Below are 26,984 nucleotides of genomic sequence, written 5' to 3' on the forward strand. Positions count from 1 at the left end.
GCGCTTAATAATGCTGTTTTACTCCAGCGTATTTAACCCTCCTTTGTAAGCACTTTCATTACCTGTTCCTCATCCACAAACAATATGCTTTTTTAGTATATATAATCTTTTAAAGTTCTTTTTTGGAATATAAAAAGTTAGCTATTGTTCACCAACTTTTTCTACTTAATCTCAATTTAAATGAAAAAACAGTTACTCTCAGGCCTTGTTTTCACCTCTGCGTTAAGCACATTTAATGTATTTGCAACGAATGGCTATTTTACCCATGGCTACGGTATGACTCACAAAGGCATGGCAGGTGCTGGTGTAGCGTTATCAGAAGAATTAATGTCGGGTGCAAATAACCCGGCTACTTTTTCAGCTAATGGCACGCAAATGTCGGTAGGTATAGAATTATTTGCTCCTGAGCGTAACTACACCGCTGCAAAGGTCGATGAATACTTTCCCAATGCACTGTATTTGGACGCAACCACCAAAAAAAGTGATAACAGCTTATTTGCAATTCCCGAATTTGCTATTGGCCATCAACTAAATGAGCGCATTAATATTGGCCTATTAGTTTACGGTAACGGCGGAATGAACACAGAATATGTGGCTGATTCTGCCCCTCAAGGCACATTTTATGGCGGCACCACTGGTGTTGACTTAAAACAGTTATTTGTCAGCCCAACCATGAGCTATCAATTAAATGAACAAATACGCCTAGGTGTATCTGCTATTTATGTAGTGCAACAATTTGAAGCACAAGGTTTGGCAAATTTTGCCGCCTTTTCGCAAAAGCCAGAGGCGCTGTCTAATAATGGCGTTGATACCAGCACAGGCATTGGAATGCAACTTGGGATCAGCCACATTATTAACTCGTCATTTAGCTGGGGCGCCAGTTACCGTTCATCAGTGTCTATGGATGAATTTGACCGTTACAGCGGCCTGTTTGCAGAGCAAGGCGGGTTTGATTTACCAAGCTCTATTCAGCTCGGTACCGCTTGGCAGTTTTTACCATCGCACCAAGTGGTGTTTGATTGGCAAAAAATAAATTACAGTGAAGTAAAAAGTATCGCCAACCCTATTACTAATTTAATGTCAGCGCCACTAGGGGCTGAAGCCGGAGCAGGCTTTCGTTGGCACGATATGAGTATTTATAAACTGGGTTATCAATGGCAACGCACTGAGCAACAAAAAATTAGGTTTGGTGCTTCTTATACCGAGCAACCCATTCCATCATCTGACATTTTATTTAATATTTTAGCGCCCGGTGTACAAGAATGGCATTTTACAGCAGGCATTAGTCATGCACTTAGTGACGCGGTGCAATTTAACGCAATGGCTTTTTATTCACCTTCTAAAAATGTAGCAGGTGCAAACTATTTAGCGCCTAATCAACAACTATCAATTTCAATGGAACAATCAGGATTGGGTGTATCCCTTGCTTGGAGGATTTAAACGATGACAACCGAATTCACACCACTATCTGGGGCTATTGGCGGTGGTTTAATTGGTCTAGCCTGCGCGTTATTACTGGTTTTATTTGGTAAAGTGGCGGGAATTTCAGGGCTTATAAAATCAATTTTTAATCCACTGGCAGCAGCTTCTCGTTGGAAACTTTGTTTTATGATGGGGTTATTACTAGCAGGTGTATTTATTCAATTATTTGCCCCTGAGCTGTTAGTAGGTGAATTAAGCTTATCCCCTTGGATGATTATTATTGCAGGGCTTTTGGTCGGTGCGGGAACCACGTTAGCGAATGGCTGCACCAGTGGTCACGGCGTGTGTGGTATGTCGCGCTTTTCGGCTCGTTCATGGGTATCAACCTGTACGTTTATGGCAATCGCCATTATCACCGCTAATTTAGTAGGGTAAATCATGCACGCAATTATTACGCTTATTTTAGGGTTTGTATTTGGTTTGGGACTAATTATTAGTGGCATGACCAACCCAGATAAAGTGCTTAACTTTCTCACTTTTAATCAGCAATGGGACGGTAGCTTAATTATTGTTATGGCTGTTGCAATGACCATTATGATGGGCGCATGGTTTTGGCTCACTAAAAAAGGCACGCCGGTGTTTACCGACAAACTAAGCCTTAGCGATTTAAAAAAGGTCGATACGCGGTTAATTACTGGCTCTATTTTATTTGGTTTAGGTTGGGGCTTAAGCGGCGTGTGCCCGGGCCCCGGGCTTGTACAACTGGTATCACTTAAAACAGAGTTTTGGTTATTTTTTGCTTCCGTACTTGGCGGTATGTGGCTGACCAAAAAAGTATAATATGAATTGCCGAGCACGCCTCGGCCACTTAGCATGCTAACCGTGATCTATGCTGTGTGCTCTTCAGCTGCTGCTCAACTGAGTATATTACCAATCACTGTATATAAATCATCGCTATTAAAGGGTTTGGCTATAAAGTCATCCATACCAACAATTAAACAGCGCTGCTTATCTTCTTCATAAGCATTTGCAGTGATCGCCACTATAGGTACTCGTAAGCCGGTTTTAATTTCAGTGGTTCTAATCGCGCGAGTGCATTCATAGCCATCTATGTTCGGCATTTGGCAATCCATTAAAATCAAATCAAACGACTGACTCTTCAATACTTCAAGCGCCTTTAAGCCATCTTCAGCCATTGTTAAACTCACTTTAGTAGGCTCAAGCATTTTTGCAATCACCTGTCGGTTAATCGCATTATCCTCTACCAACAGTATGCGTTTATCCAAAAGATTTGGCTGCGAAGCTGTTTTTTTAGGTAACTTTGAAGGAACGTCTGCTGATTCTGGCGCACTAATACTAAAGGTGAACGTACTACCTTTACCCTCTTCACTGTGTAAATGAATTTCACCGTCCATCATTCTTATTAGCTTTTGAGAAATAGCCAGCCCCAGCCCTGTTCCGCCATACTTACGTGCAACGCCCACATCAGCTTGAGTAAACTCACTAAATAATAATGATTGCTGTGTCTTTGCAATACCAATACCGCTATCTTCAACGCTAACCTGAAGTTTATTATCGCTATAATCGAACGATAACCGCACAAAGCCTTGCTCTGTAAATTTATACGCATTAGAGAGTAAATTAATAATCACCTGATTTAAGCGTAATTCATCAACACTAATGTACAGTGGTAAATTTGTGGTTTGAATTATGCTAAATTCTACTTCTTTAGTACTAACAATCGGCGTAAATAAAGAGCGTATATTTTCGATAAATGGAGCTAGCTGCGTGGGTCTACTATTTAGCTCCATGGCATTTGCTTCAATTTTAGAAAAATCTAAAATATCGTTAAGAATATTAAGCAAATTTTTTGCGCTTTTTTGCTGCGTGAGCAACAACTCTTTTTGTTCATTACTTAAAGACTGATCTCGAAGCAAAACCTCTCCCATACCTAATATTCCATTCATAGGTGTGCGAAGTTCGTGACTCATATTAGCTAAAAATTGTGACTTAGCGATATTTGCTTCATTAGCGAGTTTAACGGCTTGTGTTAGCTCAGTTGTTTGTTCTGCTACTTTATCTGCTAGTTGCTGATTAAATTGACTAAGTTGTTTATTAAGGTCTTCATTTTTTACATTAGAGGCTTGCAAACTTTTGATTGAATGCTGAAGTGCATTGCCCAGCATTTCAAATTGTTGCTGTAATTGCAGTACTTCATACCAACTAGAATCGGTATTAAATACGTGTTTTTTAGTTTTACTAAAGCTGTTGATTAAATTAGTTAACTCTATGATGGGTTTAACCAGCAAATGGGTGAATTTATAAATAAATAATACCACCAGTGCAATGGAAAATAGCCCCAGCAACATAGTGGGCAACCAAGCAGCCACTACCACCAAGCTTAAATATTTACGATTGTAAAGCGATATAACCTGCCAACCTGTGGTGTCGTCAACATACTGATTTGTATGATACACCTCGTTATCATTAGAACGAAAAAGCTGATTACCACTTAAACGTTGGATACTAAGATCCTGCTGTTTAAAATCAGTCAGCACCGTAAACTGACTTAACGAGCTAAATACCACTTTTTTATCGGCATCAAGAATAAGTAAATCCCCTTTATACTCAAATAAATTGGGAATAAACCGCTCTAACTGATCTAGCTTGAGCGACCCCTCAACTACACCATAAAACTCATCATTTTTATAAATGGGAGCCGAAAGCGCAACAATAGGTTGATCGCCTAATCCTCTGCCTTGAAAAACGCCACTGCTGTAGCCTAAGGGGAACTGCTGAGCCTCAGCGAAATAGGGACGATCATTAACATAACGCTGACTCTGACTTAAACCACTGAGCAATTCACTGGGTATACTTTTCTCAACATAACCTTCGGAGCTCGCATACAGACTAGTTGCAAAACCAGGGTATAAAGCCATTAGCCGCTCAAGCTGCTGCTGTATTGGTACTCCGGCACTCATTGCATCACTGGTTATTACCATTGCATTTTTATGAAACAACAAATAGTCACTAAGCTGGGCACTGATCGAGCGTGATTTTTCTTTAAGTTGCGTATTTACTTCGTATTCTAAGCGCGAGTAATGCTGATTAACCAAAAAGACACTGGTGATCAAAACCACCAAAACAATAATGATACTGACAACATAACTTAATATACGGGCCAGAGGCTGCCCTTGATAAGCCCGGCTTGCGTGGGGAACAAACACACTCACTAAGTCGACCAAAGCTAACGCTATCATGGCATTGATAAAGTATTTTGAGGCAGCCACAACAAGCGTGAGCCAAGGCAGGCCTATAACAAAGTGACCCAAAGCCCACACCAGTGGTAAGCCGACTAAAAACCAAAACACTGCGCCTAAAGGAAGTATTGGCTTAGAACGCTTTAAGCAAAAGGTATAAAGCCAAAACAGCTCAAGCACATAAACAATACTGGTCCAGCTATGCCCCCAGCGATAAAATAAAAAACCAGTGACAATAGTTAAACTAAGGAGGGAATAACGAAGCCCAGCAAACACTAAACTGAGTATTACAAACGTCTGACCAAATAAAAATTCAGAGCTATCAAAAAAATACAGAGGTAAAAGGTTAGCGCATCCCCCCAAAAGCCCTAATAATATAGCAAGCGCCCACTTATTCCTCTGAGACGTCATATTGACCCTTAATAGCTTATTAAACACCTGCGGCGTAAAGTATAATCATGAGTTTTAATTATTGCTCACTCATTAGCTATTGTCTATAAAGGTAAAAATTTAGCTAAGTGGGTATGATCTAGAATTAGTGTACGAATAATATAAATAAGAAATATTGAAAAATGGAATTTTAATACACCCAAATGAGGAATTTGGGTGGCAGTCTTACCAGCCACATCTCGGCACACACGTCACAAACTGTGGCTGCTCCCTTCCGGGCCTGACCAGGTTCGCCTGCTAGTGTTGCGAGAGGACCAATAAGACTACCATTGAGGGCCTTGGTTGGCGCAATTGAGATTATCTCTACTTTTACTCTGTTATTCAAGGGATAATCAAAAAAGAAAGTGCGATTGCACACTTCATATACAATCGCAGGGTATTTAGTTATTAAAGCGGTTATTAATTACTCTCTAACTGCGCTTTTATATTACGTAGCGCTGCTTTTACCTTTTTCATGTTCTCTGGGCCCATGCGTAAAAGTTGTTTTTGTGCAGCGGGTAATTGCTCCCACTCAGAAAACGCATACTGATAAGTAACCGAGTCACGCAATAAAGGTAAGCTGCCTTTTGGCTCTGGAGTATCAAGTAGCAAGTCAATGGCATCTTCAAGTGTTTGTGTAAACTCATCATCGCCATAGCCAATTTCAGTGTATGCACTGTTGATTAGCGGTTTATATTCTTCATATAAACGAACAGCTTGTGCGGCACTCATACTTGTTAGTACTTTTACATATGGGGTGTAGCGTTCATAGCTATTAGGATCAATGGTTAAAATATCGCCTTCGTTTACGCTAAAACCTTCTTCTAACTTTACAACTGGGGTATGTTTCTTAGCTACCTTACCTTTTGCTAAGTTATCGATAAACACCACACCACGACGAATAACATCATCGTTTAACACTAGGCTCATTGCCGCATCGCCTAAGTATTCATCTAATTTTGCAACCACGACAGGATCACTGTCATTTAATGTTGGTAAAGGCACAACCTCAGACTCTGGCTCAACGTCTGGGCGCTGTGTTGGCACTGCTAACTCTTCAGGTTTTTCTGGCTTAACCGATGGTGCACCGACCACTGGGTCGTTTTCAGGTTTTAGCTCCATAACGGGTTGCTCTTTTATGGGTTCTTCAACCTGCATAACTGTTTCTGGGGCTTCGCTTGGTTTTAATAATACAAACGCGGCGGCAATAATAATGATTAATAAAATAACCCCTGCGAAGATAAGGTTGTTATTCGGTGGACGTTTTTGAACATCTGATTCTGATGGTTTATCTGACATACGAACTCCATAAATATAAAAATGCGATACCGTTTAGAGTACTCTAAACAGATTTAATTCCTAACTTACACTAATATTCATTAATAAGTAGGGTCTGTTGACCTTTCCGGATTAAAATTTGTTCAGCCCCCTTGGGTAGAGGATGTTTAATTTTTAAGCTACGTTATCACCTATTTTTGGGAAGTAACCACAATACATAGGCTCAGCCTTGCCTAAAAAACAAACACACTACTAAAAATTCAACCTCGAAAGATAAATAGACTCTAACATATCCTTTGATTCTTCTAGCTTAAAGACTTACAGTAAATAAATAAAGTAAAGACAGCGAACAGTTTAAATACCTAACATGAAAATTAAGCAAGTCGATCCTAGTAAACCTAAAATTGCCTTATTACTAACAGGTGGTGGTGCCCGAGCGGCTTATCAAGTGGGTGTTTTGAAAGCGTTGGCGCAAAGTATGCCCAGAACCGCCCCGCTCCCCTTTAGAGTGATAAATGGCACCTCTGCCGGTGCAATTAATTCTGCGGCCTTAGCATGTTACGCCTCATGTATGCATTTAGCGGTAAGAAAACTAGAAACAGTTTGGAAAAACTTTTCAACTTCGATGGTATATAAAAGCGACTTTTTAAGTGTGTTTGGTCATATTACCCGTAATATTTTAACCAGTTTCCAGTCAGAGCATATAAACCATCCACCAGCAAGCTTGTTAAATAACCGACCACTTAGAAAACTGTTAAACGATATACTGGATTTACATCGTATTGAGCGTAATTTACACCGTGACTATTTAGAGGCGCTGTCTATCACTGCATCCAGTTATACTACTGGCGATTCTGTTGCTTTTTTTCAGTCAAATACGCAGCATTCTTGGCAACGAGCCAAGCGCGAAGGACGCGCTACTCGTATCAATGTTGAACACCTAATGGCCTCAAGTGCCATTCCTATGGTGTTTCCAAGTGTGAATATTTATAACCATTACTTTGGCGATGGCTCAATACATCAGCTTTCACCTTTAAGCCCCTCTATTCACTTAGGGGCAAATAAAATATTTATTATTGGGGTTGATCAACCCAAAGAGCCACATCCTCCAGGGTACTCTGCACATTTCCCAGGGCTTTCGGCCGTGGCAGGGCATTTACTCGACAGTGTATTTACCGACACTATGCAATCTGATTTAGAGCGCTTGGACAGAATAAACCGCACACTCGGTTTACTGCCCAATAAGCATAAGCATCAAGAATTGAAACAAATAGATAGCTTTATTATTAATCCATCGCAAAACTTCAATGCCATTGCCGCGCAGTATTACGATGATATGCCTTGGGCGATAAAAGTTTTATTACGTATGATCGGGGTAAAAAAGCGCTCTCAGTCGAGTTTGACCAGCTATTTGTTATTTGAAAAACGCTACACCCAGCATTTAATTCAAATCGGATACGACGATGGTATGAAACAACTCCCTGAAATCAGAAAGTTCTTAGAGCTAGAGTAAGTTTTTTTGCTTGATGGGCTACTCTATACCATCAAGTAAATAATGCTCAACACGTTCTACACGCCGTGGTTTACCTTGCAGCACTAGAATATCATTAGCATACAATATTGTGTGTTCTTGTGGTGTGTCTATTTCTTCGCCCTCGCGGCGAAGCGCCTTAATTAGCACTTTTCTTTTTGCTAAATTGAGTTCGCTAATTGCTTTATTAACCGCAAATGCTTTATCTGGTAAGGCTATTACATGTAAATACTCTAAACGCTCTGGCAAGTTGGTATCGCTGTCAATATTTTCGCCGGCAAAAAAGCTTTGCAATAATTTATAACGGTTTCGTCGCTCACTACTAACACGGCGAATAATACGGCTCATTGGCACACCAGACATTGACAAAGCATGCGACACCAACATTAAGCTTGCTTCAAGCGCCTCAGGCACAACCTCAGTAACCCCTAGCGCTTTTAAGCGCTCTAACTGACTATCATCACGGGTTCTTATGAGTATTTTAACCTTAGGTGCAACCTGTTTAATGGCATTAATGACTATTTGAGTTTGTTGAAATTCGGTAAAAGTAATAATGACTAGTCGCGCTCGCTCTACCCCCGCACACTTTAAAATATCTTTTTGCTCAACATGACCAAATATTAAAGGCTCGCCCGCCGCTTTTCCTTCTTGTACTAAAATGGGGTCGCTCTCTATTGCCACATAATCAATTGCCTCTGGGGATAAAAAGCGGGCAATAGTTTGTCCTACTCGAGAAAAACCGCATATCACCACATGGTTATGATAAAGAGTGCTACTTTGAAGCTCGTCTTCAAAGGCAAACTTTGCGCGCTCTAACATGCCTAGTCGTTTCAAAATAAAAGGGGTTTTATCAATTAAATAGGGCGTAAGCGCCATAGAAATTACGCCCATGGCAATTAAAAATGATACTTGCTCAACGCTCAGCAAGTTATGCTGTGCAGCGAGTGCAATTAACACAAAGCCAAACTCACCCATTTGCCACAACATTATAGCGCACGCTAACGCATCTTGTTTTCGCTCTCCCATAAATAAAGAAGATAACATCACTACGGCAATTTTTAAGATTAAGATGCCCATCAAGGCAACAATAATAATACCCGCATGATCAACAACAAAACCAATGTCTAACTGCATCCCCACGGTTACAAAAAATAACCCCATGAGAATATCGCGAAACGGGCGAATATCGGCCTCTAATTGATGACGATAGTGGCTCTCCCCTAGCATCATGCCTGCTAAAAAAGCCCCTAATGCCATCGATAAACCAAAAGAGTATGTGAGTAACCCTGCAAACAAAGACACCAATAACGTGGTTAATACAAACAGCTCATCGCTTCGTGCTAGTGCCACTTCTTTAAACACCTTGGGCAAAACCCACTTGCCAATAGCCCATAGCAATACACACACAAACGCGCCTTTAGTCAGCGCAAACAGTAATGCCCAACCAATACTATTGGGATCACTGCTGGCAAATAATGGCAAAATAATGAGTAACGGCACAACCGCAATGTCTTGAAATAGTAAAACACCGATTGCCAATTGCCCTCGGCGTTTATTTAAATCACCACTCTCTTTTAATAATTTAGCAACCACCGCCGTAGAGGAGAGCATAATAATAATGCCGATGGTAAAACTAGTTAATAAACTAAAATTTAATAAATAAAGGATTAAAATAAGCAAGATACTGCTGACTATGACTTGCAATGAGCCTAAGCCAAATACGATATTTCGCATTGCCATTAAGCGCGATACAGAAAACTCCAGCCCTAAACTAAATAACAAAAACACAATACCCAGCTCAGCAATAAAGTCCATTTCATGGCTTTGTGCCATCCAACCAACGCCATGGCCACCAGCTAGTAAACCTACCGCTAAATAAGCTAATACAGGGGGAAGCCCTATTCGCTTAAATAGCCATACAAATAGAACCGCAGCAACTAAAAGTCCAAAAACCTGAGCATTAATATTTTGCAATGCAATCCTTATAAGCAATCAATGGAATGTAACTTAACTATAGCAACCGTATAAGTTTCAGCCAGAATGTAAATATGGCATATAACCTGCTTAGTTATAAAAAGTAATACTATAGGGGGAAGAAATAGTGGAAAACGTTCATATTTTGACACAACGTATCTCTGGTCGCGGCGAATTTTTGCCGTTCTCAGCAGAGCAATATAATAGCAATACACCGACAGCACTGCATGAGCTAGCAGCTAAACTGCAAACGAGCTTAGTTTTAGAAGATATTTTAGGAACGTTTGCAAATTTTGCAAGACAACTGCTTAATTTTTCTGGTGTGCATTTTAAAGCAACAAGTATTGATGTAAAAACACCCAATAGTGATGTTGAAAATCCAGCGTACTCGTTTGATTTAAAAGTTGAAAATGAGTACTTAGGCACATTAACTTATTATACAAAGTATCCGCTTAGTGCGGCTATTGAGAAAAAGCTACAACACTTTCATAGTGTACTAATTTATCCATTGCGTAATGCGCTTATGTATAACCGTGTATTAAGGTTAGCCACAAAAGATTCATTAACCGGATTAAACAACCGTAGTCAATTTAATGACATGTTGCTACAAAAGCTTGAAAATCATCGACGTAACGGTCATTCGTTTAGTTTAATGCTGCTTGATTTAGATAATTTTAAGCAAGTAAATGACAACTATGGTCACAAAATTGGCGATGACGTTTTAATCGAGTTTGCTGCGGTTTTATCTAGTAGTATTAGGGGGACTGATTCGGTATTTCGCTTTGGTGGCGATGAGTTTTCAATATTAATCGAAGACCCGGCTTTTACCACCAATAAAGTGGTGGCTGAACGTATTATGCGTTTAGTCAGAAACTCACCGATTATGTCTAAATACAACGTCACAGCCAGTATTGGTTTTACGCTGACTAATAGCGACGATTGCCAGAACGAGATATTTTCTCGCGCAGATAAAGGCTTATATAAAGCAAAAGCATCTGGGCGAAACTGCGCAAAAGCCTATTAAGTAATAAAAACATTATTTTTAAAAAGCCTAGCCTCCCCCGCTGGGCTTTTTTACGCTACTTTTTTAATATCACGTGCTTATAAATGAGCAACATGGCGCAAAAGCCAAAAAAGAAGCCACTGAGTAAATTAAGCAATGCGGCAATTGTCGCAAGCGGTGTAAAAAGCACTAACAGTAAGGGCATACTCACCCCTAAAATGAAAAATACGCCCCCTTTACCTAACCAATAGGCAAGTAAAATGGCGGCACATACCATACCGCCCAACACAGCGTAGCCTAATGTAATTATATTAAGGGTTAAAAATACATTCGCTAAAACCGCAATCAATAGCGTAATTAATATGCCAGTAGGTGCCTTATTTATAAGCGACAGCCCAACATGAGGTTGTTGACTCATGATTTATACTCCCAAATAACTCCATTCTCATCTTTATGGTTATCACTAACAAAATAACCAACCACTTGAACTAGCTCATCATTGTAAAAAATTAATGGAATATGAGCACGCAGCCAAGGGGCTACTTTTGCATCTTTAAACCAATGTTTAAGACTATTACTGCCTGGTTTTTTGAGTGGTTTAATACGCGCACTATTACAGTTAAAACGAACACTGACTTGTTCATCAAGTTTAGGGGCGCGTATACCCACTCCCTGCAGGCATTGTAGTATTTGTCCGTCATTCAGCACTAATTCGTGATTTGTTACGCGTTCAATATTAACGGCTAAAGGCGTCGGTTGCACAAAATACAGATAACCTTGATGACGGCGTATTTGTCCATCGCTTAGCTCAATAACCATTTGCGCATCAGCTTTGGCATGAATAGCCTGACTCATTATTTGCATTAACTGTTTTTGCGAAGGCATGGTATGAGTAAATAAAGCCAGCCATGCGCGCAGAAGATTCGCAATGCGAATAGCGCTGTAATGAGCCATATTTTGTATATTAAGCGCCTGATGTTGGTTAATACACTGTGCGAGATCTTGCTGGGTATATTCATCAAGCAGTGCTTGTTGCTGTTGTAATAATTCTATACTACGGGCTGTACACTGCTCAAACCCAGTAAAACGCTCAGCCAACTTAGGCACGATTTGTTGACGCAAAAAATTACGATCAAAGCGTTCATTGGAGTTTGACTCATCAGTAATATGGCTAATATTAAATTGCTGAGCAAACGCTTCTATGTCGCTGCGTTTTACCCCAAGTAATGGCCTGTAGCACTCACGGCCACTTTCAAGCACGCGAGTTTGCTGCATAGCGCCGAGCCCTTTTAAGCCTGAGCCGCGCTTTAAACGAAGTAGAAATGTCTCTACTTGGTCGTTTAAATGCTGGCCTAACAAAATGACACTATCACTTGGGCTGTGTTCATCAAGCGCTTGATAACGCGCTTCGCGAGCCTGCGCTTCAATACTGGTGCGCGATTTCGGCTCAATAATGACGTTTGCCGCCTTAAAATCAATTGAAAGCTGCTCACAGCGTGCATGGCAAAATTGCCGCCAGTGATGGGCGTTATCACTTAAGCCATGATTGACATAAATTGCACTTAAATCTAATTGCGGGCACTGCTGTTTTAACGCATGCATTACCTGCAACAGCACCACCGAGTCTACCCCACCAGATAAGGCTACTGTAAATGTGAATTGCCCATTTTCTAAGTAGTGATTAAGGGATTTTTTTACCTGCAGATAAATAGGTGTTTTGTGCATTAATATACCCAATGAGTAAATTGCTAATAACCCGAACAATAAAGGCTCTACGTTACGGTATTTTAAAACAAAAAAAGCCGCATAGGCGGCTTTTTTCTATATTTAGCTATTTTTAACAATAACCAAACGACATTAAACGCTTGTAACGTTGGTCAAGCATCTCTTCAAGCGATAACGCTTGTAGGTCTGCTAAATCTCGCTTAAGGCGTACTTTTAAGTTACGTGCCATCGCATCATAATTACGGTGCGCGCCGCCTAGAGGCTCTTCAACTAAATTATTAATTAAATCTAGCTCTTTAACACGCTCTGCTGTTACACCCATTGCCTCTGCAGCCAATGGTGCTTTGTCAGCACTTTTCCATAAAATAGAGGCACAACCCTCTGGTGAAATAACCGAGTAAGTGCTGTATTGCAACATGTTTACTCTGTCGCCCACACCAATGGCTAATGCACCACCTGAACCACCTTCACCAATAACAGTACAAATTGTTGGTACTTTAAGTGCGGCCATTACTTTTAGGTTACGTGCAATTGCTTCAGACTGACCACGCTCTTCAGCGCCAACACCAGGGTATGCACCTGGGGTGTCGATAAAGGTCATGATTGGCATTTTAAAACGCTCTGCCATTTCCATTAAGCGCAATGCTTTACGGTAACCTTCAGGTTTTGGCATGCCAAAATTACGTTTGATTTTTTCAGCAGTACCACGGCCTTTTTGCTGACCGATCACCATTACTGGCTCACCATCTAAACGGGCTACGCCGCCTAAAATGGCAGGGTCGTTAGCAAACGTGCGATCACCCGCAAATTCGTCAAATTCCGTAAAAATACGCTCGATATAATCTCGAGTATAAGGACGCAACGGATGACGTGCTAACTGTGATACTTGCCAAGCGCCTAGTTCAGAGAAAATTTTCTCCTTCATTTGTGCGCTCTTTTCTTTAAGTTTACTGACTTCCTCTTCTAATCCAAGGTCTAATTCGCCAGCGCGGCTTACATTTTGTAATTCTTCAATTTTTGCTTCTAATTCTGCAATTGGAAGCTCAAAATCAAGATAATTGAGGCTCATGCTCTAAACTACCTAATTAGTTAAATTCTAGTTCTACATTTTGCGCTGCCATCAGCGATAACTTATGAATTAAGTCGTCACTTGGCGTAACACACCATTCGATCCCTAGGGTTAATTGCACCAACGCATCGGGGCGTTGATAATATACCTTGATCGGACACGTTCCCATTTTGTATGGTTCGAGTACTTTTTGTAATTTATCGAAGAAACCAGCCTCGATCTGCACCATATTCAGCGTCATCTTAATCGCTTTTATACGCTTTTCACGCGCCTGAGCAATGGTGTTTATTTCTCTGGCGGTCATTGTAATACCACCAGAGAAGTTATCAAAGCTGACCTGTCCGGATATCACCAAAATATTGTTGATTTGCAACATATCTTGGTACATTTCAAACTGTTCTGGAAACAAGCGTACATCAATTCGGGCGCTTTTGTCATCTAAAGTTATCAGCCCCCAACGATTTCCTTTTTTATTAATTAAGGTTCTCGCTGCAATCACTAAACCTGCTCCGGTTGAGACTACATCACGATTAGTTGGTTGTAAGTCGATGAGTCGCCCACTGGTATAATGCCCAAGCTCTCGTCGATACTGGTTTATAGGATGTCCGGTTAAATAAAGGCCTAGGGTGTCTTTTTCGCCATCAAGCCACTGATTATCCGTAAGCGGTGTTGCTTTTATAAACGCTTGCTCTACTTCATCAGGCTCTGTAGCCAATAAACCAAATAAATCACTTTGCCCTAATAATTCAGCTTTGTTGTGCTGATCGGCTGCGCGCATCGCATCTTTTAAGCTGGCTAATAGTGTTGCTCGCCCTGGCTGAGTTTTTTCAGGCCCTAGTTGGTCTAATGCGCCTGCATAAATTAATTTCTCGGTAACGCGTTTATTTAAGCGTTTTAAATCAACACGCGCACAAAAATCAAATAGGTCTTTAAATGAGCCGCCTTTTGCTCGCGCCTCTAATATGGCATCAACCGGCGCTTCACCTACGCCTTTAATTGCCCCTATGCCGTAAACAATTTCACCTTGAAGGTTAACAGTAAACTTGTATTCACCCGCGTTTACATCGGGCGGTAACAAAGTGAGTTTCATGTTTTCACACTCATCCACCAGCGTTACTATTTTGTCGGTGTTATCCATATCAGCCGACATTACCGCCGCCATAAACTCGGCCGGATAATGCGTTTTCATCCACAGCGTTTGATACGATACTAATGCATAAGCTGCTGAGTGAGATTTGTTAAAACCGTAACCCGCAAACTTTTCAACCAAGTCAAATATTTTTATTGCCAGTTCGCCGTCAATACCGTTGTTACGTGCGCCTTCTTCAAAGGTTGAGCGCTGTTTTGCCATTTCTTCAGGCTTTTTCTTACCCATAGCACGACGTAACATATCAGCGCCACCCAGTGTATAACCGGCCAGCACCTGCGCTATTTGCATAACTTGTTCTTGATACAAAATAATGCCGTATGTCGGCTCAAGAATCGGCTTTAAACTTTCGTGTTGGTATTGCGCATCGGGGTATGAGATTTCTTCTCTGCCGAGCTTTCGGTCGATGAAGTTATCTACCATGCCTGATTGCAGTGGACCTGGGCGGAACAAGGCCACTAGGGCTATCATATCTTCAAAGCAATCGGGCTTTAATCGGCGGACTAGGTCTTTCATGCCGCGTGATTCTAGCTGGAATACCGCGGTGGTTTCAGCGCGCAGCAGTAACTCTATACTTTTTTTATCATCCAATGGAATGGTGTTGATATCGACCGGCTGTTTGCCTTCACGCTTTAAGCGCTCATTGGTCATATCCAGCGCCCACTGTAATATGGTGAGCGTACGTAAGCCTAAAAAGTCAAACTTAACTAAACCGGCGGTTTCTACATCGTTTTTATCAAACTGGGTAACAGGAAACTTGCCTTCGTCATCGCAATAGAGCGCCGCAAAATCGGTAATGGTGGTCGGCGATATTACAACCCCCCCGGCATGTTTACCGGCATTACGCGTACAGCCCTCAAGAATACGACACATGTCGATTAAGTCTTTAACTTCTTCATCGCCGTCGTAGGCTTCTTGCAAACGGGGTTCTACGTCAAATGCTTTAGCCAGTGTCATCCCAGGGTCGCCCGGAATAAGCTTAGAAATACGATCGACAAACCCATACGGATGACCAAGTACCCGGCCTACATCGCGTATTACCGCTTTTGCTGCCATAGTACCAAAGGTAATAATTTGCGATACCGCGTCACGGCCATACAAGGCCGATACATGATCAATTACTTCATCACGCCTATCCATGCAAAAGTCGACGTCAAAGTCGGGCATAGAAACACGTTCAGGGTTTAAGAATCGCTCGAAGAGTAGGTCAAATTCGAGCGGATCAAGGTCGGTAATTTTGAGGGCATAAGCCACTAATGAACCCGCACCTGAACCACGCCCTGGGCCTACTGGAATATTGTTATCTTTACTCCACTGAATAAACTCCATTACGATCAAGAAGTAACCAGGGAATCCCATTTGGTTAATTACATCAAGTTCTATTTTTAAACGTTCATCGTATTCGCCACGTTTTTCTTGACGTTCTTGCTCGTCAGGAAATAAAAACTGTAATCGTTCTTCAAGGCCGTCTTGTGACACTTTAACCAAAAACTCATCAATTTTTAGTGAGCCCGTCGGGTAATCTGGTAGGAAATACTCACCTAATTGCACGGTTACATTACAGCGCTTTGCAATTTCTACGGTATTTTGTAGCGCTTCTGGAATATCACTAAATAGCTCTGCCATTTGTTCTGGCGTTTTTAGGTATTGCTCTTGTGAAAAACGCTTTGGTCGGCGTTTATCATCTAGAGTGTAACCATCAAAAATAGCCACACGAATTTCATGGGCTTCAAAGTTTTCAGGTTTTAAAAATACCACTTCATTGGTGGCCACTACTGGCAATTGCTCATTTGTTGCAAGCTCCACCGCCATGTGCAAATAATTTTCTTCTTGAGCACGGTTGGTACGAATAAGCTCTATATAATAATGATCGCTAAAATGCTGTTTATAAAAACTGACCACCGACTCAACAATAGCGGGGTTACCTTTTATTAAGGCTTTTCCTAAATCGCCATCTTTGGCGCCCGAGAGTATGATAAGCCCCTCTTTTAAATCAACTAACCACTCACGGTCAATGACAGGGCGATGAAAAACATGGCCACGTTGATAGGCTTTAGAGATCAATAAAGTAATATTTTTATAGCCAATGTTATCTTTGGCTAATAATGTTAATCGGCTTGGTTCGTCGGGGAATTCTGGGCTACGTACCCAAAAATCCGCACCAACAATCGGCTTAATACCCGCATTATGCGCTGCGCCATAAAAACGCACCAGACCACAAAAGTTCATTTGATCGGTAATTGCCAACGCTGGCATTTCAAGCTCTTGTGCTTTAGCGACGATTGGTTTGGTTTTTGCCAAACCATCAACCATTGAAAAGTCTGAGTGAACTCTTAGATGAACAAATTCAGGAGCCGCCATAATTACTCCTTACCCGAAAGCGCAAGCACACGCTGCACAGGTTTAAAGCTCTTGCGATGCTCATCTATCGCACCGTATTGTTCAAGCGCTGCAAAATGTGCCTTAGTTGGATACCCCTTATGCCCTGCAAACCCATATTGTGGGTAGCGTGCATCAAGTTCAATCATTTCATCATCCCGGGCAACTTTTGCTAAAATAGACGCGGCTGATATTTCAGCAACTAGGCTATCGCCTTTTACCACCGCTTGTGCGGGCATGGCTAATTTAGGAAGGCGGTTTCCATCTACAAACACAAATTCAGGCACTGTGTTAAGTGCTTCCACCGCGCGGCTCATAGCAAGCATAGTGGCTTGTAATATATTTAACTCATCTATTTCACTGGGGCTACAACGGCCAATGGCGTAACACAGTGCTTTTTCTTTTATTTCGATGGCTAATAATTGGCGCTTTTTATCGGTTAATTTTTTAGAGTCGGCAAGGCCAGCAATCGGTTTAGCGGGATTTAAAATAACAGCGGCTGTAACCACATCACCCACCAGCGGTCCACGACCAACTTCATCCACACCGGCTATTAAGGTTACATTGGGTCGTTCAATTTGCATCTATTAACTCCGCCACTGCATTTGCAGCTTGTTTACTTGCATCTAATCTAATTTTTTCATGTATGGCTAAAAAGCGTGCTTTTAATTCTTTATTATCGCTATTGAGTATAGGGGTAAGTGCTGCTGTTAAGTTAGCGACATTACACTCACTTTGTAAAAACTCTGGTACTAACTCTTCATCTGCCAATAAATTGGGTAGCGAAAAATATTTAATATTAAAGGTAAATAAGGTTTTAAAAATCCAGTAACTCATGGGTTTAATTTTATAACCAACCACCATTGGCTTTTTATATAACATGCCCTCAAGCGTTGCTGTACCTGATGCAAGCAATATAGCATCGGCGGCTTGCATGGCTAAATTTGATTGCCCATCCAGTAAGTTAACATTAAGTGAGGGCGCTGTGGCATTTAAAATAGCAATAAACTGCGCTTTGCGCTTTTCGTTCACCAGTGGCACCACGACTTTTAATGCAGGGTTCTGCGCTTGTAACTGCGTCGCTGTTTTTATGTAAGTTTCGCTTAACAAGCCCACTTCTGAGCCCCGGCTCCCGGGCAATAACGCTAACACCTTATCATCAGCACTTAAGCCTAGTTGGCTGCGGGCTTGGCTATCGTCGTGCTTAAGTGCAATGTCGTCAGCTAATGTATGGCCTACAAAAGTACACGGTACTTGGTGTTTGTCGTAAAATTCTTTTTCAAAAGGCAATAAAGCCAATACTAAGTTAGTTGCTGCACTTATAGTGTGAATACGTTTTTCACGCCACGCCCACACTGAAGGGCTTACGTATTGCACGGTTTTGATGCCTGCATCTTTTAACGGTTTTTCTACACGTAAATTAAAGTCCGGCGCATCAATACCAATAAATACATCAGGAGGGTTATTAACAAAGTGCTGCACGAGTTGTTTGCGGATTTTTAGCAAGCGCGGTAAACGGCCTAGGACTTCAACCAAGCCCATAACCGACAACTCATCCATATCAAACAGCGTTTTGCAGCCTTGAGCTTGCATTTTAGGGCCTGCAATACCTTCAAAAGTGGCATCAGGAAAGTGTATTTTAAGCGCTTTTATGAGCCCTTCACCTAAAATATCGCCCGACAGTTCACCTGCCACAATACCAATTCGTAGTTGTTTTTTATCTTTTTTCATTTGCTATTTTTTCACAAGTAAACCCGGCGTTCATACCGATTAGTTTACCGTGTTTTAAGGCTAGGTTAAACGCTTAAAACACACCACTTTTTTCTAACTTACTCTTAATTGATGATTGCGTATTTTATAGACTGATGTAATGTCATAGTATATTAAAGTTTTCTAATATACATATTGACAAAAATTGTACAAACGCTAATAATGATGCAAACTTTCAGAAATTACTGAAAGTTTATTAAAACATTAACAATTGCTTTGTGCTGTCACTGCATCACAACCAAAGGAGCCAAAAATGATAGATGAAACCTTTGTGGATCTATCGCGATTACAGTTTGCTGTCACCGCTCTATTTCATTTTTTATTTGTGCCGTTAACAATCGGTATGACCTGGATTTTAGTTATCATGGAATCGGTTTATGTTATGACCGGTCGCGAAATTTATCGTGATATGACTAAGTTTTGGGGCAAGTTATTTGGTATTAACTTTGCTATTGGCGTGGCGACGGGCCTCACCATGGAATTTGAGTTTGGTACTAACTGGTCGTATTACTCGCACTATGTGGGTGATGTATTTGGTGCGCCACTGGCCATTGAAGGCTTAATGGCATTCTTTTTAGAATCAACCTTTGTGGGAATGTTCTTTTTAGGTTGGGATAGGCTCTCTAAACGCCAGCATTTAGGGGTCACATTTTTAATGGCGCTGGGCACAAATATGTCTGCGCTGTGGATTTTAGTCGCTAATGCGTGGATGCAAAATCCAGTAGGGGCTGAGTTTAACTATCAAACCATGCGCATGGAAATGACCAGTTTTGCAGAGCTGGTATTTAACCCTGTAGCACAAGTTAAGTTTATTCATACCGTGTCTGCAGGTTATGTGGCCGCCTCTATGTTTGTACTTGGAATTAGTAGCTGGTACATATTAAAAGGACGTGATTTGGCATTTGCTAAACGGTCGTTCTCGGTGGCATCAGGCTTTGGTTTAGCCTCTATTTTGTGTGTTATTTTACTCGGTGATGAATCTGGCTACGAAGTCGGTGAAGTACAAAAAGTAAAACTCGCGACCATAGAAGCTGAATGGCATACAGAAGAAGCTCCAGCAGCCTTTACTGCAATAGGTTTCCCTGACTCAGAAGAGCAAGTCACTCATGCTGCAGTAAAAATTCCCTACGCATTAGGGATTATTGCAACTCGCTCACTTGATGAGCAAGTGATTGGTATTTCAGATCTTGAGAAAAAACACGAAAAGCGTATTCGCAATGGCATGATTGCTTATGAATACCTAGAAAAACTTCGCGCAGGTGACGATACCCCTGCAAATATCGAAAAGTTTGATAACGTCAAAGATGATTTAGGCTATGGCTTATTACTTAAACGTTACACTCCTAATGTGGTAGATGCCAGCGAGGCACAAATACAACAAGCCGTTAAAGACTCCTTCCCTAAAGTGGGCCCTATGTTTTGGTCATTTAGGATTATGGTTGGCTGTGGCGTAATTATGCTTGGCGTGTTTATTCTCTCTTTTTATTACAACGCCCATCGTATTATTGAACAAAAACGTTGGTTGTTGTGGGCGGCGGTATTGAGCATTCCTCTGCCTTGGATTGCTATTGAATTTGGTTGGATTGTGGCTGAATATGGCCGCCAGCCATGGGCTATTTCTGAAGTATTACCGACCTTTTTAGCAACGTCATCGCTGACGGTAAATGATATTTTAATTAGCTTGACCGGTTTTATTGTTTTCTATACTGGATTGGCGATTGTTGAAGCATGGTTAATGATTAAATTTATTAAGCAAGGCCCAAGCTCCCTTCATACCGGTAAGTACCATTTTGAATTACCTGATCACAGCACGGCTGCTAAAGGAGAACTATCATGATTTTTGATTATGAAACATTAAAAATGCTCTGGTGGTTAATTATTGGTGTGCTGTTAATTGGTTTTGCCATTACCGATGGTATGGACATGGGCGTTGCTATGTTACTGCGCTTTGTGGGCAAAACAGACAGTGAACGTCGTACCGTTATTAATACCATTGGTGCCCACTGGGATGGTAACCAAGTATGGTTTATTACTGCTGGCGGTGCCTTGTTTGCAGCGTGGCCTATGGTTTATGCGGCAGCGTTTTCTGGTTTTTACTTTGCCATGATGCTGGTGTTATTTGCATTATTTTTTAGACCTCTTGGCTTTGATTATCGCTCTAAAGTTGACTCTAAACACTGGCGTAATAACTGGGACTGGGGCTTGTTTGCCGGTAGTGCCATACCTGCGCTGGTATTTGGTGTCGCGTTTGGTAACTTGTTTTTGGGTGTACCGTTTAATATCGATAATTTATTAAGAGTCAGTTACCAAGGGTCGTTTTTCGCCTTGCTTAATCCATTTGCGCTCATTGCCGGTTTAGTTAGTATTACCATGTTAATTGCACACGCGGGAATGTGGCTACAACTGCGCACTGCAGATCAGGTTGCTGAGCGCTCAGGACAATACGGTCGCTACTCATTACTTGCCTTTATAGTGTTATTTGCGGCGGCTGGTGTGTGGGTTGCCAACCTAACGGGCTATCAAATTGTTTCTATGGGTGATACTCAAGGCCATGCAGATCCACTGGCAAAAGTAGTCACAACCGCCCAAGGCGCATGGCTGAATAACTACAGCGAACGTCCATGGACAATGACCTTCCCTATTTTGGCATTTGCAATGGCACTGTGTGCACTGCTGTTTTCTAAAGTAAATAAACCCGCTTTAGGCTTACTGGCAACCAGTGTGATGTTAATTGGAGTGATTATGACCGCGGGCGTTTCGTTATTCCCATTTATCATGCCCTCAAGCAACAACCCTGATATTAGCTTAACCATTTGGGATGCGGTATCAAGCCACAGAACACTCAATGTTATGTTTATTGCTGTGGTTATATTTGTGCCACTCATTTTAGCCTACACCACGTGGTGTTATGTAAAAATGTGGCGCAGAGTGACGGTTGATGAAATTGAAAACAACCCTCACGGCAGCTATTAAGGAGACTAAATTATGTGGTATTTCGCGTGGATTTTAGGTGTATTACTTGCCTGTACATTAGGCGTAATAAATGTAATGTGGTATGAGTTTCATCAAAATAAAAACAGTATTGCTGATGATGAACAAGCCACCCATGATTTATTAAACGAGCATAATACAACTCATAATGACGACTAACCCCCGACCTAATCGCGCGCAGCAACAGTCTCTGCGCGCTTTTTTAAAGCAGCAAAGTAAGCCGGCAGCAATGTGGTTAAAGCTAAGCATTGCCCTAGGTACAGTTAATGCGATTTTAATGATTGCAGGCGCTTATTTACTTGCACAAACCATTCATGATGTGATGTTTGAAGGGCGTAATTTAGCCCAAGTAACCCACTTTTTATGGCCTTTAGCGGGTATTATTTTACTGCGCGCCATTTTTTTAGCGTTAAGTGAGCGCTTAAGCGCATTTGCAGCGCTTAAAATCAAATCGGCTATTCGCCAAACTTTACTCGATAAACTCACGCTACTTGGGCCAAGTTATATAGAGCAACACGGCCAAGGCGCTACGCTCAACACGCTGCACAATGGTGTAGAAGCACTGCATGACTACTATGCAAAGTACTTACCAGGGGTTGCCTATAGTGCGCTTATTCCTCTGGCAATATTAGTGGTTATATTTCCGACCGATTATAAAGCGGGACTGATATTTTTATTAACCGCACCACTTATTCCGTTTTTTATGATTCTAGTTGGTCATAAGGCAGAAGCGCTTAACCAAAAGCGCTGGCAACAACTGGCGGTATTAGGCAACTACTTTTTTGACCGCATACAAGGGCTTACCCAACTAAAATTGTTTAATGCTACGCGCAAAGAGCTAAAGCAAATAGCCCAAATTTCAGATGATTTTAGGCATGCAACGCTAAGCGTGTTAAAAATTGCTTTTTTATCTTCTTTTGCACTGGAGTTTTTAGCCACAATTAGTGTGGCACTGGTAGCGGTTATTATTGGTTTTAGATTATTTTTTGGCACGCTCGATTTTGCAACCGGCTTTGTAGTATTGCTGCTAGCGCCTGAATTTTACTTACCGCTTCGCCAATTAGGCAGCCATTATCATGCGCGCTTACAAGGAATTAGTGCTGCTGCAGATATGCTAATCATTTTAAATGCACCACTGCCATCAAAAAATAATAACCACACAGCTCATATAAACATGGAGGGTAACAGCACTATCAGCGTCCATGATCTCAATTTTAGTTACCCTAATAGCAATGAGGGAATTAATAATATTAATTTAACCCTGCCAAGCACAGGACTAGTAGCCATTGTGGGAGCTAGCGGCTCAGGTAAGAGCACCCTACTTGATTGCATGCTTGGTTTTCACCCAGAAGTAATACAACACATATCCATTGACCAACAACCATTGACGACAGCCGATATAAGCCAATTACAACAAAACATTGCCTGGATCCCACAAAAGCCAACCTTATTTTACGACACCATTGGCGCTAATATAAAGCTAGGTAACCCAGGCGTTTCAAATGCAGCACTTGAGCAGGCGGCGCAGCAAGCTGGTGCGCTGGAATTTATTAACGACTTACCTGATGGGTTTAACACATTAATAGGTGAACAAGGCGAAGGGCTCTCTGGAGGACAAAAGCAGCGTATTGCTTTAGCTCGTGCATTTTTAAAAAACGCCCCTATTTTAATGCTTGATGAGCCAACCGCTCATTTAGACAGTCAAACTGAACAGCTCATTCAAAACGCTATTGCTGAGTATGCAAAAGAACACTTAGTGATCACCATAGCGCACCGCTTAAATACAGTAAGAAATGCCAAACAACTTATCGTTATGGAAAACGGTGCCATCGCTCAGCAAGGCGACTTTATAACGCTCAGCCAGCAAGCTGGCGAATTTGCAAAGCTGCTGCAAACAGCGCAACATGGAGCGACTAATGACTAACTTTATTCGTTTACTTAAATTGTGCCGCCCTCATTATAAAGCGATGCTTTTAGGGACGTTTCTAGCGTCACTCACGGTGCTAGCTAATGTAGGCTTACTCGCTATTTCCGGCTGGTTTTTAGCTTCTATGGCTGCCGCAGGAATTGCGGGCGTCCATATGAACTACTTTACCCCAGCTGGCACCATTCGTTTTTTGGCGATTGTGCGCACCGCTTCACGTTACGCTGAACGCTTAGTTACTCACAACGCCACATTTTTATTGTTAAGTGAAATACGAGTAAATATGTTCGCCACACTCAGTAAACTTAATAATCTTGATTTGGCTATGAGCCGCAGTGCCGATTTAGTTAACCGCTTACAAAATGATGTAGACGCACTAGATAAATTTTATTTAAATGTGTTGCTGCCGATGTTAGTTGCTCTACTAACAGTGCCTATTATTATGCTGTTTATGTCTGCTTACAGCCCAAGTGTAGCCTTAATTTGCTTTACGGGCATCGTTGTTATTGGGGTGGTTATACCCGCTATATTGAGCAGACAATTAGATAAAAACAGCCACCAAGAAACATTACTCAGCGCCCAATTAAGAGCTGAGCTATCTGATACCTTAACGGGTCTTAGAGAACTAAATATTTATCAAGCTCGAAACCAACAACTCACTAAGTGTGATCAGTTAAGTAAGCAGTATAATCAGCAATTATTTATTCGTCATAAGGCTCTTGGCAATGCTGATGGTTTGAGCTTACTTATAGTGCAACTGGCTATGATCGCCAGCATTGTCACTATTGTGCCGCTGGTGTTTAGCGCCGAGATGGTAAATGTTGAATTGGCGATGTTGAGTTTGTTTGTACTGGCCAGTTTTGAAAGTGTATTGTTACTACCCAACGCGTTTATTGAACTACCTAATGTATTAAAAGCAGCTGAGCGACTATTTACCCTTGAAGATAAAGTACTGAAGAAAAACGAGGTACCTTCACAAGTTATTGATTCAAAAAATAAAAAATGGACACTTTCGCTAGATAAAATTAGCTACCACTATGGCCAAAAGCAGGCATTAAATAATGTGAGTTTTGAGCTACCTGCAAAGCATAAAGTGGCGATTGTTGGACGAAGCGGCAGTGGTAAAACAACCTTAGTGAATTTACTCAGCGGTTTATGGCCTCTGCAACAAGGTGCAATTAGCTTACAAAACGAAAAAGAAACAATAAACCTGCATAATTTAAATAATGAAAGCCGTGCAAAAACATTAAATATTTTAGCCCAGCAGCATCATATTTTTGATGGTACATTAAGCGATAATCTTGCCTATGCGGCACCTGATGCAACACCGCAACAAATGACAGCGGCGTTAAAACAAGCCGAGCTGGGTGACTGGTTTAGCGCGCTAAAAGAAGGCTTAAATACTCGTTTAGGCACAGGGGGACGCAGTGTCTCTCAAGGCCAGTCAAGACGCATTGCCTTGGCACAAGCGCTGCTGCAACAACCCGCCATTGTAGTGCTCGATGAACCCACTGAAGGGCTCGATAATATTTCTAAACAAGCCGTAATGAACAGTATTTTACAGCTAAAAGAGCATGCTAGTGTATTAACAATTACTCATGATCCAGCGTTGTTATCGCAAATGGATAGTGTCATCTGGTTAGACAGTGGACAAATCATCGCTCAAGGTTCACATCAACAATTGCTCAATGAACACCCTGACTATGTGGCGTTAACGACCCGCTTTTAGTCCTTAGCAGTATTACTTTTATCAATAACGGTGACCGTTACATCAATAACGCCGACTTTAGGGTCGGCTATTTTTTTAAACATCGCCTTAGATAAATCAATAATTCGACCCCGAATATAAGGCCCCCTGTCATTAATTCTGACCACTACAGACTTATTATTAGCAATATTGGTAACTTTCACTTTTGTACCAAATGGGAGTCTTAGGTGCGCAGCCGTTGCCGCCTGTTGGCTAAAACGTTCGCCATTAGCCGTGGTTCTGCCATGATATTTGTCTGCATAGAATGATGCTTTACCTCGCTCTGACATATCACTTTGTTGATTAATTATTTGCCTTGGCGCAGTACTACAAGCAGTTAACATAACCAATAGCATTGAAAGCAATACTAACTTTATCCGTTTCATTATTAATACTTTATAGGAAAATGTGTAGGGAGTGTAATAAGGTAAGCCTGAGTAGAGACTGAATTTAATAAACATAGCAACATGCACTTCATGGCTGAGTTATTAATCAAATATCAGCTAATAAAAAACCACCTTGATTACTCAAAGGTGGTTTTTTTATAAATTAAAATGCTCTTTATTAACGCACGATACCGCGCTCTGAGCTTTTAACAAAATCAATCATCAGCTGCACAGCAGGGTATTTTTCAGCGTCTTCTGAAAGCGATTCTATCGCTTCATCAACGCCTAGGCTCTTGCGATAAAACGCTTTGTACGCGCGGCGTACTGCCATTATCTCATCACTTTCAAAACCACGGCGTTTCATACCTTCGGTATTGATTGCTGCAGGGCCTGCTGGCATCCCAATGGTGGTAACAAAAGGAGGTACGTCTTTATTTACACCAGAATACATACCAACAAATGCATGAGCACCAATTTTACAAAATTGATGCACACCTGAGTTACCCGCTAAAATAACCCAATCACCAACATGAACGTGACCTGCTACACTGGCATTATTTGCAAAAATAACGTTATCGCCAATCACCGCATCGTGTGCAACATGAGTGTAAGCCATAAATAAGTTATTGCTACCTATTTTGGTAACACCTTCATCTTGGATTGTACCGCGATGAATAGTCGCACATTCACGAATAACATTATTGTCGCCAATAATTAAGCTTGTTGGTTCGTTGTTATATTTTTTGTCTTGGCAGGCTTCGCCCACAGAAGCAAACTGAAAAATATGGTTACCAGAGCCAATAGTAGCAGGCCCTTTAACAACAACGTGAGACTCAATAATACAGTCATCACCAATAACAACATCATTACCGATGTAACTGTATGGTCCAACTGACACATTGTTACCAAGTTTTGCACCCGGTTCGATTATTGCCGTAGCATGGATCAC

The 26,984-nt window shown here is 41.4% G+C and carries 21 protein-coding genes and 1 other RNA gene; 10 read left to right on the plus strand and 12 right to left on the minus strand.

From position 1 onward, the window contains the following. Positions 1 to 180: 180 nt before the first annotated feature. Genes PTET_RS10600 through PTET_RS10610 form a run of 3 tightly spaced genes read left to right on the plus strand, consistent with a single transcriptional unit; the run spans position 181 to position 2,262 of the window. Positions 181 to 1,440, plus strand: a complete 1,260-nt coding sequence (locus PTET_RS10600; protein ID WP_096038612.1) for an OmpP1/FadL family transporter — start codon at positions 181 to 183, stop codon at positions 1,438 to 1,440. A gap of 3 nt (positions 1,441 to 1,443) precedes the next feature. Then, on the plus strand, positions 1,444 to 1,857 hold the full coding sequence (locus PTET_RS10605) for a YeeE/YedE family protein (protein ID WP_076922230.1): 414 nt from the start codon (positions 1,444 to 1,446) through the stop codon (positions 1,855 to 1,857). A 3-nt stretch (positions 1,858 to 1,860) separates the two neighbouring features. Next, positions 1,861 to 2,262, plus strand: a complete 402-nt coding sequence (locus tag PTET_RS10610; protein WP_076922229.1) for a DUF6691 family protein — start codon at positions 1,861 to 1,863, stop codon at positions 2,260 to 2,262. A 74-nt stretch (positions 2,263 to 2,336) separates the two neighbouring features. Here PTET_RS10610 and PTET_RS10615 read toward each other — a convergent pair whose 3' ends face one another. From PTET_RS10615 to PTET_RS10625, 3 genes are all read right to left on the minus strand, one after another. Next, positions 2,337 to 5,093, minus strand: coding sequence for a hybrid sensor histidine kinase/response regulator (locus PTET_RS10615; RefSeq protein WP_096038613.1), 2,757 nt, complete (start codon positions 5,091 to 5,093; stop codon positions 2,337 to 2,339). A 202-nt stretch (positions 5,094 to 5,295) separates the two neighbouring features. Then, positions 5,296 to 5,392, minus strand: an RNA gene (gene ffs, locus PTET_RS10620) — signal recognition particle sRNA small type. 139 nt (positions 5,393 to 5,531) lie between these two features. Beyond that, a complete protein-coding gene (locus PTET_RS10625; protein WP_016899296.1) occupies positions 5,532 to 6,410 on the minus strand; it encodes a DUF3014 domain-containing protein in 879 nt (292 codons plus the stop codon). 346 nt (positions 6,411 to 6,756) lie between these two features. Between PTET_RS10625 and PTET_RS10630 the strand changes: the two genes are divergently transcribed. Then, positions 6,757 to 7,902, plus strand: a complete 1,146-nt coding sequence (locus tag PTET_RS10630) for a patatin-like phospholipase family protein (protein ID WP_016899295.1) — start codon at positions 6,757 to 6,759, stop codon at positions 7,900 to 7,902. Between the two features lie 18 nt (positions 7,903 to 7,920). On the opposite strand, the gene PTET_RS10635 is transcribed toward PTET_RS10630, so the two are convergent. Then, a complete protein-coding gene (locus PTET_RS10635) occupies positions 7,921 to 9,894 on the minus strand; it encodes a monovalent cation:proton antiporter-2 (CPA2) family protein (protein ID WP_096038614.1) in 1,974 nt (657 codons plus the stop codon). A 127-nt stretch (positions 9,895 to 10,021) separates the two neighbouring features. On the opposite strand from PTET_RS10635, the gene PTET_RS10640 reads away from it, so the two are divergent. Further along, a complete protein-coding gene (locus PTET_RS10640; RefSeq protein WP_024601811.1) occupies positions 10,022 to 10,918 on the plus strand; it encodes a GGDEF domain-containing protein in 897 nt (298 codons plus the stop codon). A 55-nt stretch (positions 10,919 to 10,973) separates the two neighbouring features. On the opposite strand, the gene PTET_RS10645 is transcribed toward PTET_RS10640, so the two are convergent. The 6 genes from PTET_RS10645 to lpxB all read right to left on the minus strand — a co-directional run bounded on the left by PTET_RS10645 (position 10,974) and on the right by lpxB (position 18,948). Then, a complete protein-coding gene (locus tag PTET_RS10645; protein WP_008467489.1) occupies positions 10,974 to 11,315 on the minus strand; it encodes a hypothetical protein in 342 nt (113 codons plus the stop codon). Continuing rightward, the gene (gene tilS / locus PTET_RS10650; protein ID WP_096038615.1) at positions 11,312 to 12,622 is read right to left on the minus strand and encodes a tRNA lysidine(34) synthetase TilS; all 1,311 of its coding nucleotides are present in this window, start codon (positions 12,620 to 12,622) and stop codon (positions 11,312 to 11,314) included. The genes PTET_RS10645 and tilS overlap by 4 nt, the downstream gene beginning before the upstream one ends. 112 nt (positions 12,623 to 12,734) lie before the next feature. Beyond that, positions 12,735 to 13,691 (minus strand): acetyl-CoA carboxylase carboxyl transferase subunit alpha, encoded by a 957-nt coding sequence (accA, locus tag PTET_RS10655; protein ID WP_008467493.1) that lies wholly within the window; start codon positions 13,689 to 13,691, stop codon positions 12,735 to 12,737. Between the two features lie 16 nt (positions 13,692 to 13,707). Further along, complete coding sequence (gene dnaE, locus PTET_RS10660) at positions 13,708 to 17,199, minus strand: DNA polymerase III subunit alpha (protein ID WP_096038616.1); 3,492 nt, start codon at positions 17,197 to 17,199, stop codon at positions 13,708 to 13,710. Positions 17,200 to 17,201: 2 nt separating this feature from the next. Beyond that, the gene (rnhB, locus tag PTET_RS10665; RefSeq protein ID WP_096038617.1) at positions 17,202 to 17,801 is read right to left on the minus strand and encodes a ribonuclease HII; all 600 of its coding nucleotides are present in this window, start codon (positions 17,799 to 17,801) and stop codon (positions 17,202 to 17,204) included. Beyond that, entirely contained in the window at positions 17,791 to 18,948 is a 1,158-nt protein-coding gene (lpxB, locus tag PTET_RS10670; RefSeq protein WP_096038618.1) for a lipid-A-disaccharide synthase, read from the minus strand. Before lpxB ends, rnhB begins: the two co-directional genes overlap by 11 nt. 292 nt (positions 18,949 to 19,240) lie before the next feature. Between lpxB and PTET_RS10675 the strand changes: the two genes are divergently transcribed. From PTET_RS10675 to cydC, 5 genes are read left to right on the plus strand one after another with little or no spacing between them, the layout of a single operon-like run. Continuing rightward, positions 19,241 to 20,824, plus strand: a complete 1,584-nt coding sequence (locus tag PTET_RS10675) for a cytochrome ubiquinol oxidase subunit I (RefSeq protein ID WP_013465416.1) — start codon at positions 19,241 to 19,243, stop codon at positions 20,822 to 20,824. Then, positions 20,821 to 21,960 (plus strand): cytochrome d ubiquinol oxidase subunit II, encoded by a 1,140-nt coding sequence (cydB, locus tag PTET_RS10680; RefSeq protein WP_096038619.1) that lies wholly within the window; start codon positions 20,821 to 20,823, stop codon positions 21,958 to 21,960. Before PTET_RS10675 ends, cydB begins: the two co-directional genes overlap by 4 nt. A gap of 12 nt (positions 21,961 to 21,972) precedes the next feature. After that, positions 21,973 to 22,137 carry a cytochrome bd-I oxidase subunit CydX gene (gene cydX / locus PTET_RS10685; protein WP_013465418.1) on the plus strand — a complete coding sequence of 55 codons (165 nt, stop codon included), beginning with the start codon at positions 21,973 to 21,975 and terminating at the stop codon, positions 22,135 to 22,137. After that, complete coding sequence (gene cydD / locus PTET_RS10690) at positions 22,127 to 23,902, plus strand: thiol reductant ABC exporter subunit CydD (RefSeq protein WP_058155029.1); 1,776 nt, start codon at positions 22,127 to 22,129, stop codon at positions 23,900 to 23,902. The genes cydX and cydD overlap by 11 nt, the downstream gene beginning before the upstream one ends. Continuing rightward, a complete protein-coding gene (gene cydC, locus PTET_RS10695) occupies positions 23,895 to 25,631 on the plus strand; it encodes a thiol reductant ABC exporter subunit CydC (RefSeq protein WP_096038620.1) in 1,737 nt (578 codons plus the stop codon). Before cydD ends, cydC begins: the two co-directional genes overlap by 8 nt. Here the strand turns inward: cydC and PTET_RS10700 are convergent. After that, positions 25,628 to 26,035 carry a septal ring lytic transglycosylase RlpA family protein gene (locus PTET_RS10700; protein ID WP_013465421.1) on the minus strand — a complete coding sequence of 136 codons (408 nt, stop codon included), beginning with the start codon at positions 26,033 to 26,035 and terminating at the stop codon, positions 25,628 to 25,630. The two genes, cydC and PTET_RS10700, sit on opposite strands and share 4 nt — an antisense overlap. Positions 26,036 to 26,213: 178 nt before the next feature. Beyond that, positions 26,214 to 26,984 carry an acyl-ACP--UDP-N-acetylglucosamine O-acyltransferase gene (gene lpxA / locus PTET_RS10705; protein ID WP_013465422.1) on the minus strand — a complete coding sequence of 257 codons (771 nt, stop codon included), beginning with the start codon at positions 26,982 to 26,984 and terminating at the stop codon, positions 26,214 to 26,216.

The sequence above is a fragment of the Pseudoalteromonas tetraodonis genome (genome assembly GCF_002310835.1).
Classification (GTDB): domain Bacteria; phylum Pseudomonadota; class Gammaproteobacteria; order Enterobacterales; family Alteromonadaceae; genus Pseudoalteromonas; species Pseudoalteromonas tetraodonis.

Excerpts from the sequence above, each read along its gene's own strand:
- PTET_RS10630 (WP_016899295.1), top strand. The coding sequence starts at position 6,757 with ATGAAAATTAAGCAAGTCGATCCTAGTAAACCTAAAATTGCCTTATTA.
- PTET_RS10625 (WP_016899296.1), bottom strand. The coding sequence starts at position 6,410 with ATGTCAGATAAACCATCAGAATCAGATGTTCAAAAACGTCCACCGAAT.
- accA (WP_008467493.1), bottom strand. The coding sequence starts at position 13,691 with ATGAGCCTCAATTATCTTGATTTTGAGCTTCCAATTGCAGAATTAGAA.
- PTET_RS10600 (WP_096038612.1), top strand. The coding sequence starts at position 181 with ATGAAAAAACAGTTACTCTCAGGCCTTGTTTTCACCTCTGCGTTAAGC.
- tilS (WP_096038615.1), bottom strand. The coding sequence starts at position 12,622 with ATGCACAAAACACCTATTTATCTGCAGGTAAAAAAATCCCTTAATCAC.
- dnaE (WP_096038616.1), bottom strand. The coding sequence starts at position 17,199 with ATGGCGGCTCCTGAATTTGTTCATCTAAGAGTTCACTCAGACTTTTCA.
- cydD (WP_058155029.1), top strand. The coding sequence starts at position 22,127 with ATGACGACTAACCCCCGACCTAATCGCGCGCAGCAACAGTCTCTGCGC.
- PTET_RS10610 (WP_076922229.1), top strand. The coding sequence starts at position 1,861 with ATGCACGCAATTATTACGCTTATTTTAGGGTTTGTATTTGGTTTGGGA.
- lpxB (WP_096038618.1), bottom strand. The coding sequence starts at position 18,948 with ATGAAAAAAGATAAAAAACAACTACGAATTGGTATTGTGGCAGGTGAA.
- cydX (WP_013465418.1), top strand. The coding sequence starts at position 21,973 with ATGTGGTATTTCGCGTGGATTTTAGGTGTATTACTTGCCTGTACATTA.
- PTET_RS10700 (WP_013465421.1), bottom strand. The coding sequence starts at position 26,035 with ATGAAACGGATAAAGTTAGTATTGCTTTCAATGCTATTGGTTATGTTA.
- rnhB (WP_096038617.1), bottom strand. The coding sequence starts at position 17,801 with ATGCAAATTGAACGACCCAATGTAACCTTAATAGCCGGTGTGGATGAA.
- PTET_RS10675 (WP_013465416.1), top strand. The coding sequence starts at position 19,241 with ATGATAGATGAAACCTTTGTGGATCTATCGCGATTACAGTTTGCTGTC.
- PTET_RS10605 (WP_076922230.1), top strand. The coding sequence starts at position 1,444 with ATGACAACCGAATTCACACCACTATCTGGGGCTATTGGCGGTGGTTTA.
- cydC (WP_096038620.1), top strand. The coding sequence starts at position 23,895 with ATGACTAACTTTATTCGTTTACTTAAATTGTGCCGCCCTCATTATAAA.
- cydB (WP_096038619.1), top strand. The coding sequence starts at position 20,821 with ATGATTTTTGATTATGAAACATTAAAAATGCTCTGGTGGTTAATTATT.
- PTET_RS10645 (WP_008467489.1), bottom strand. The coding sequence starts at position 11,315 with ATGAGTCAACAACCTCATGTTGGGCTGTCGCTTATAAATAAGGCACCT.
- PTET_RS10615 (WP_096038613.1), bottom strand. The coding sequence starts at position 5,093 with ATGACGTCTCAGAGGAATAAGTGGGCGCTTGCTATATTATTAGGGCTT.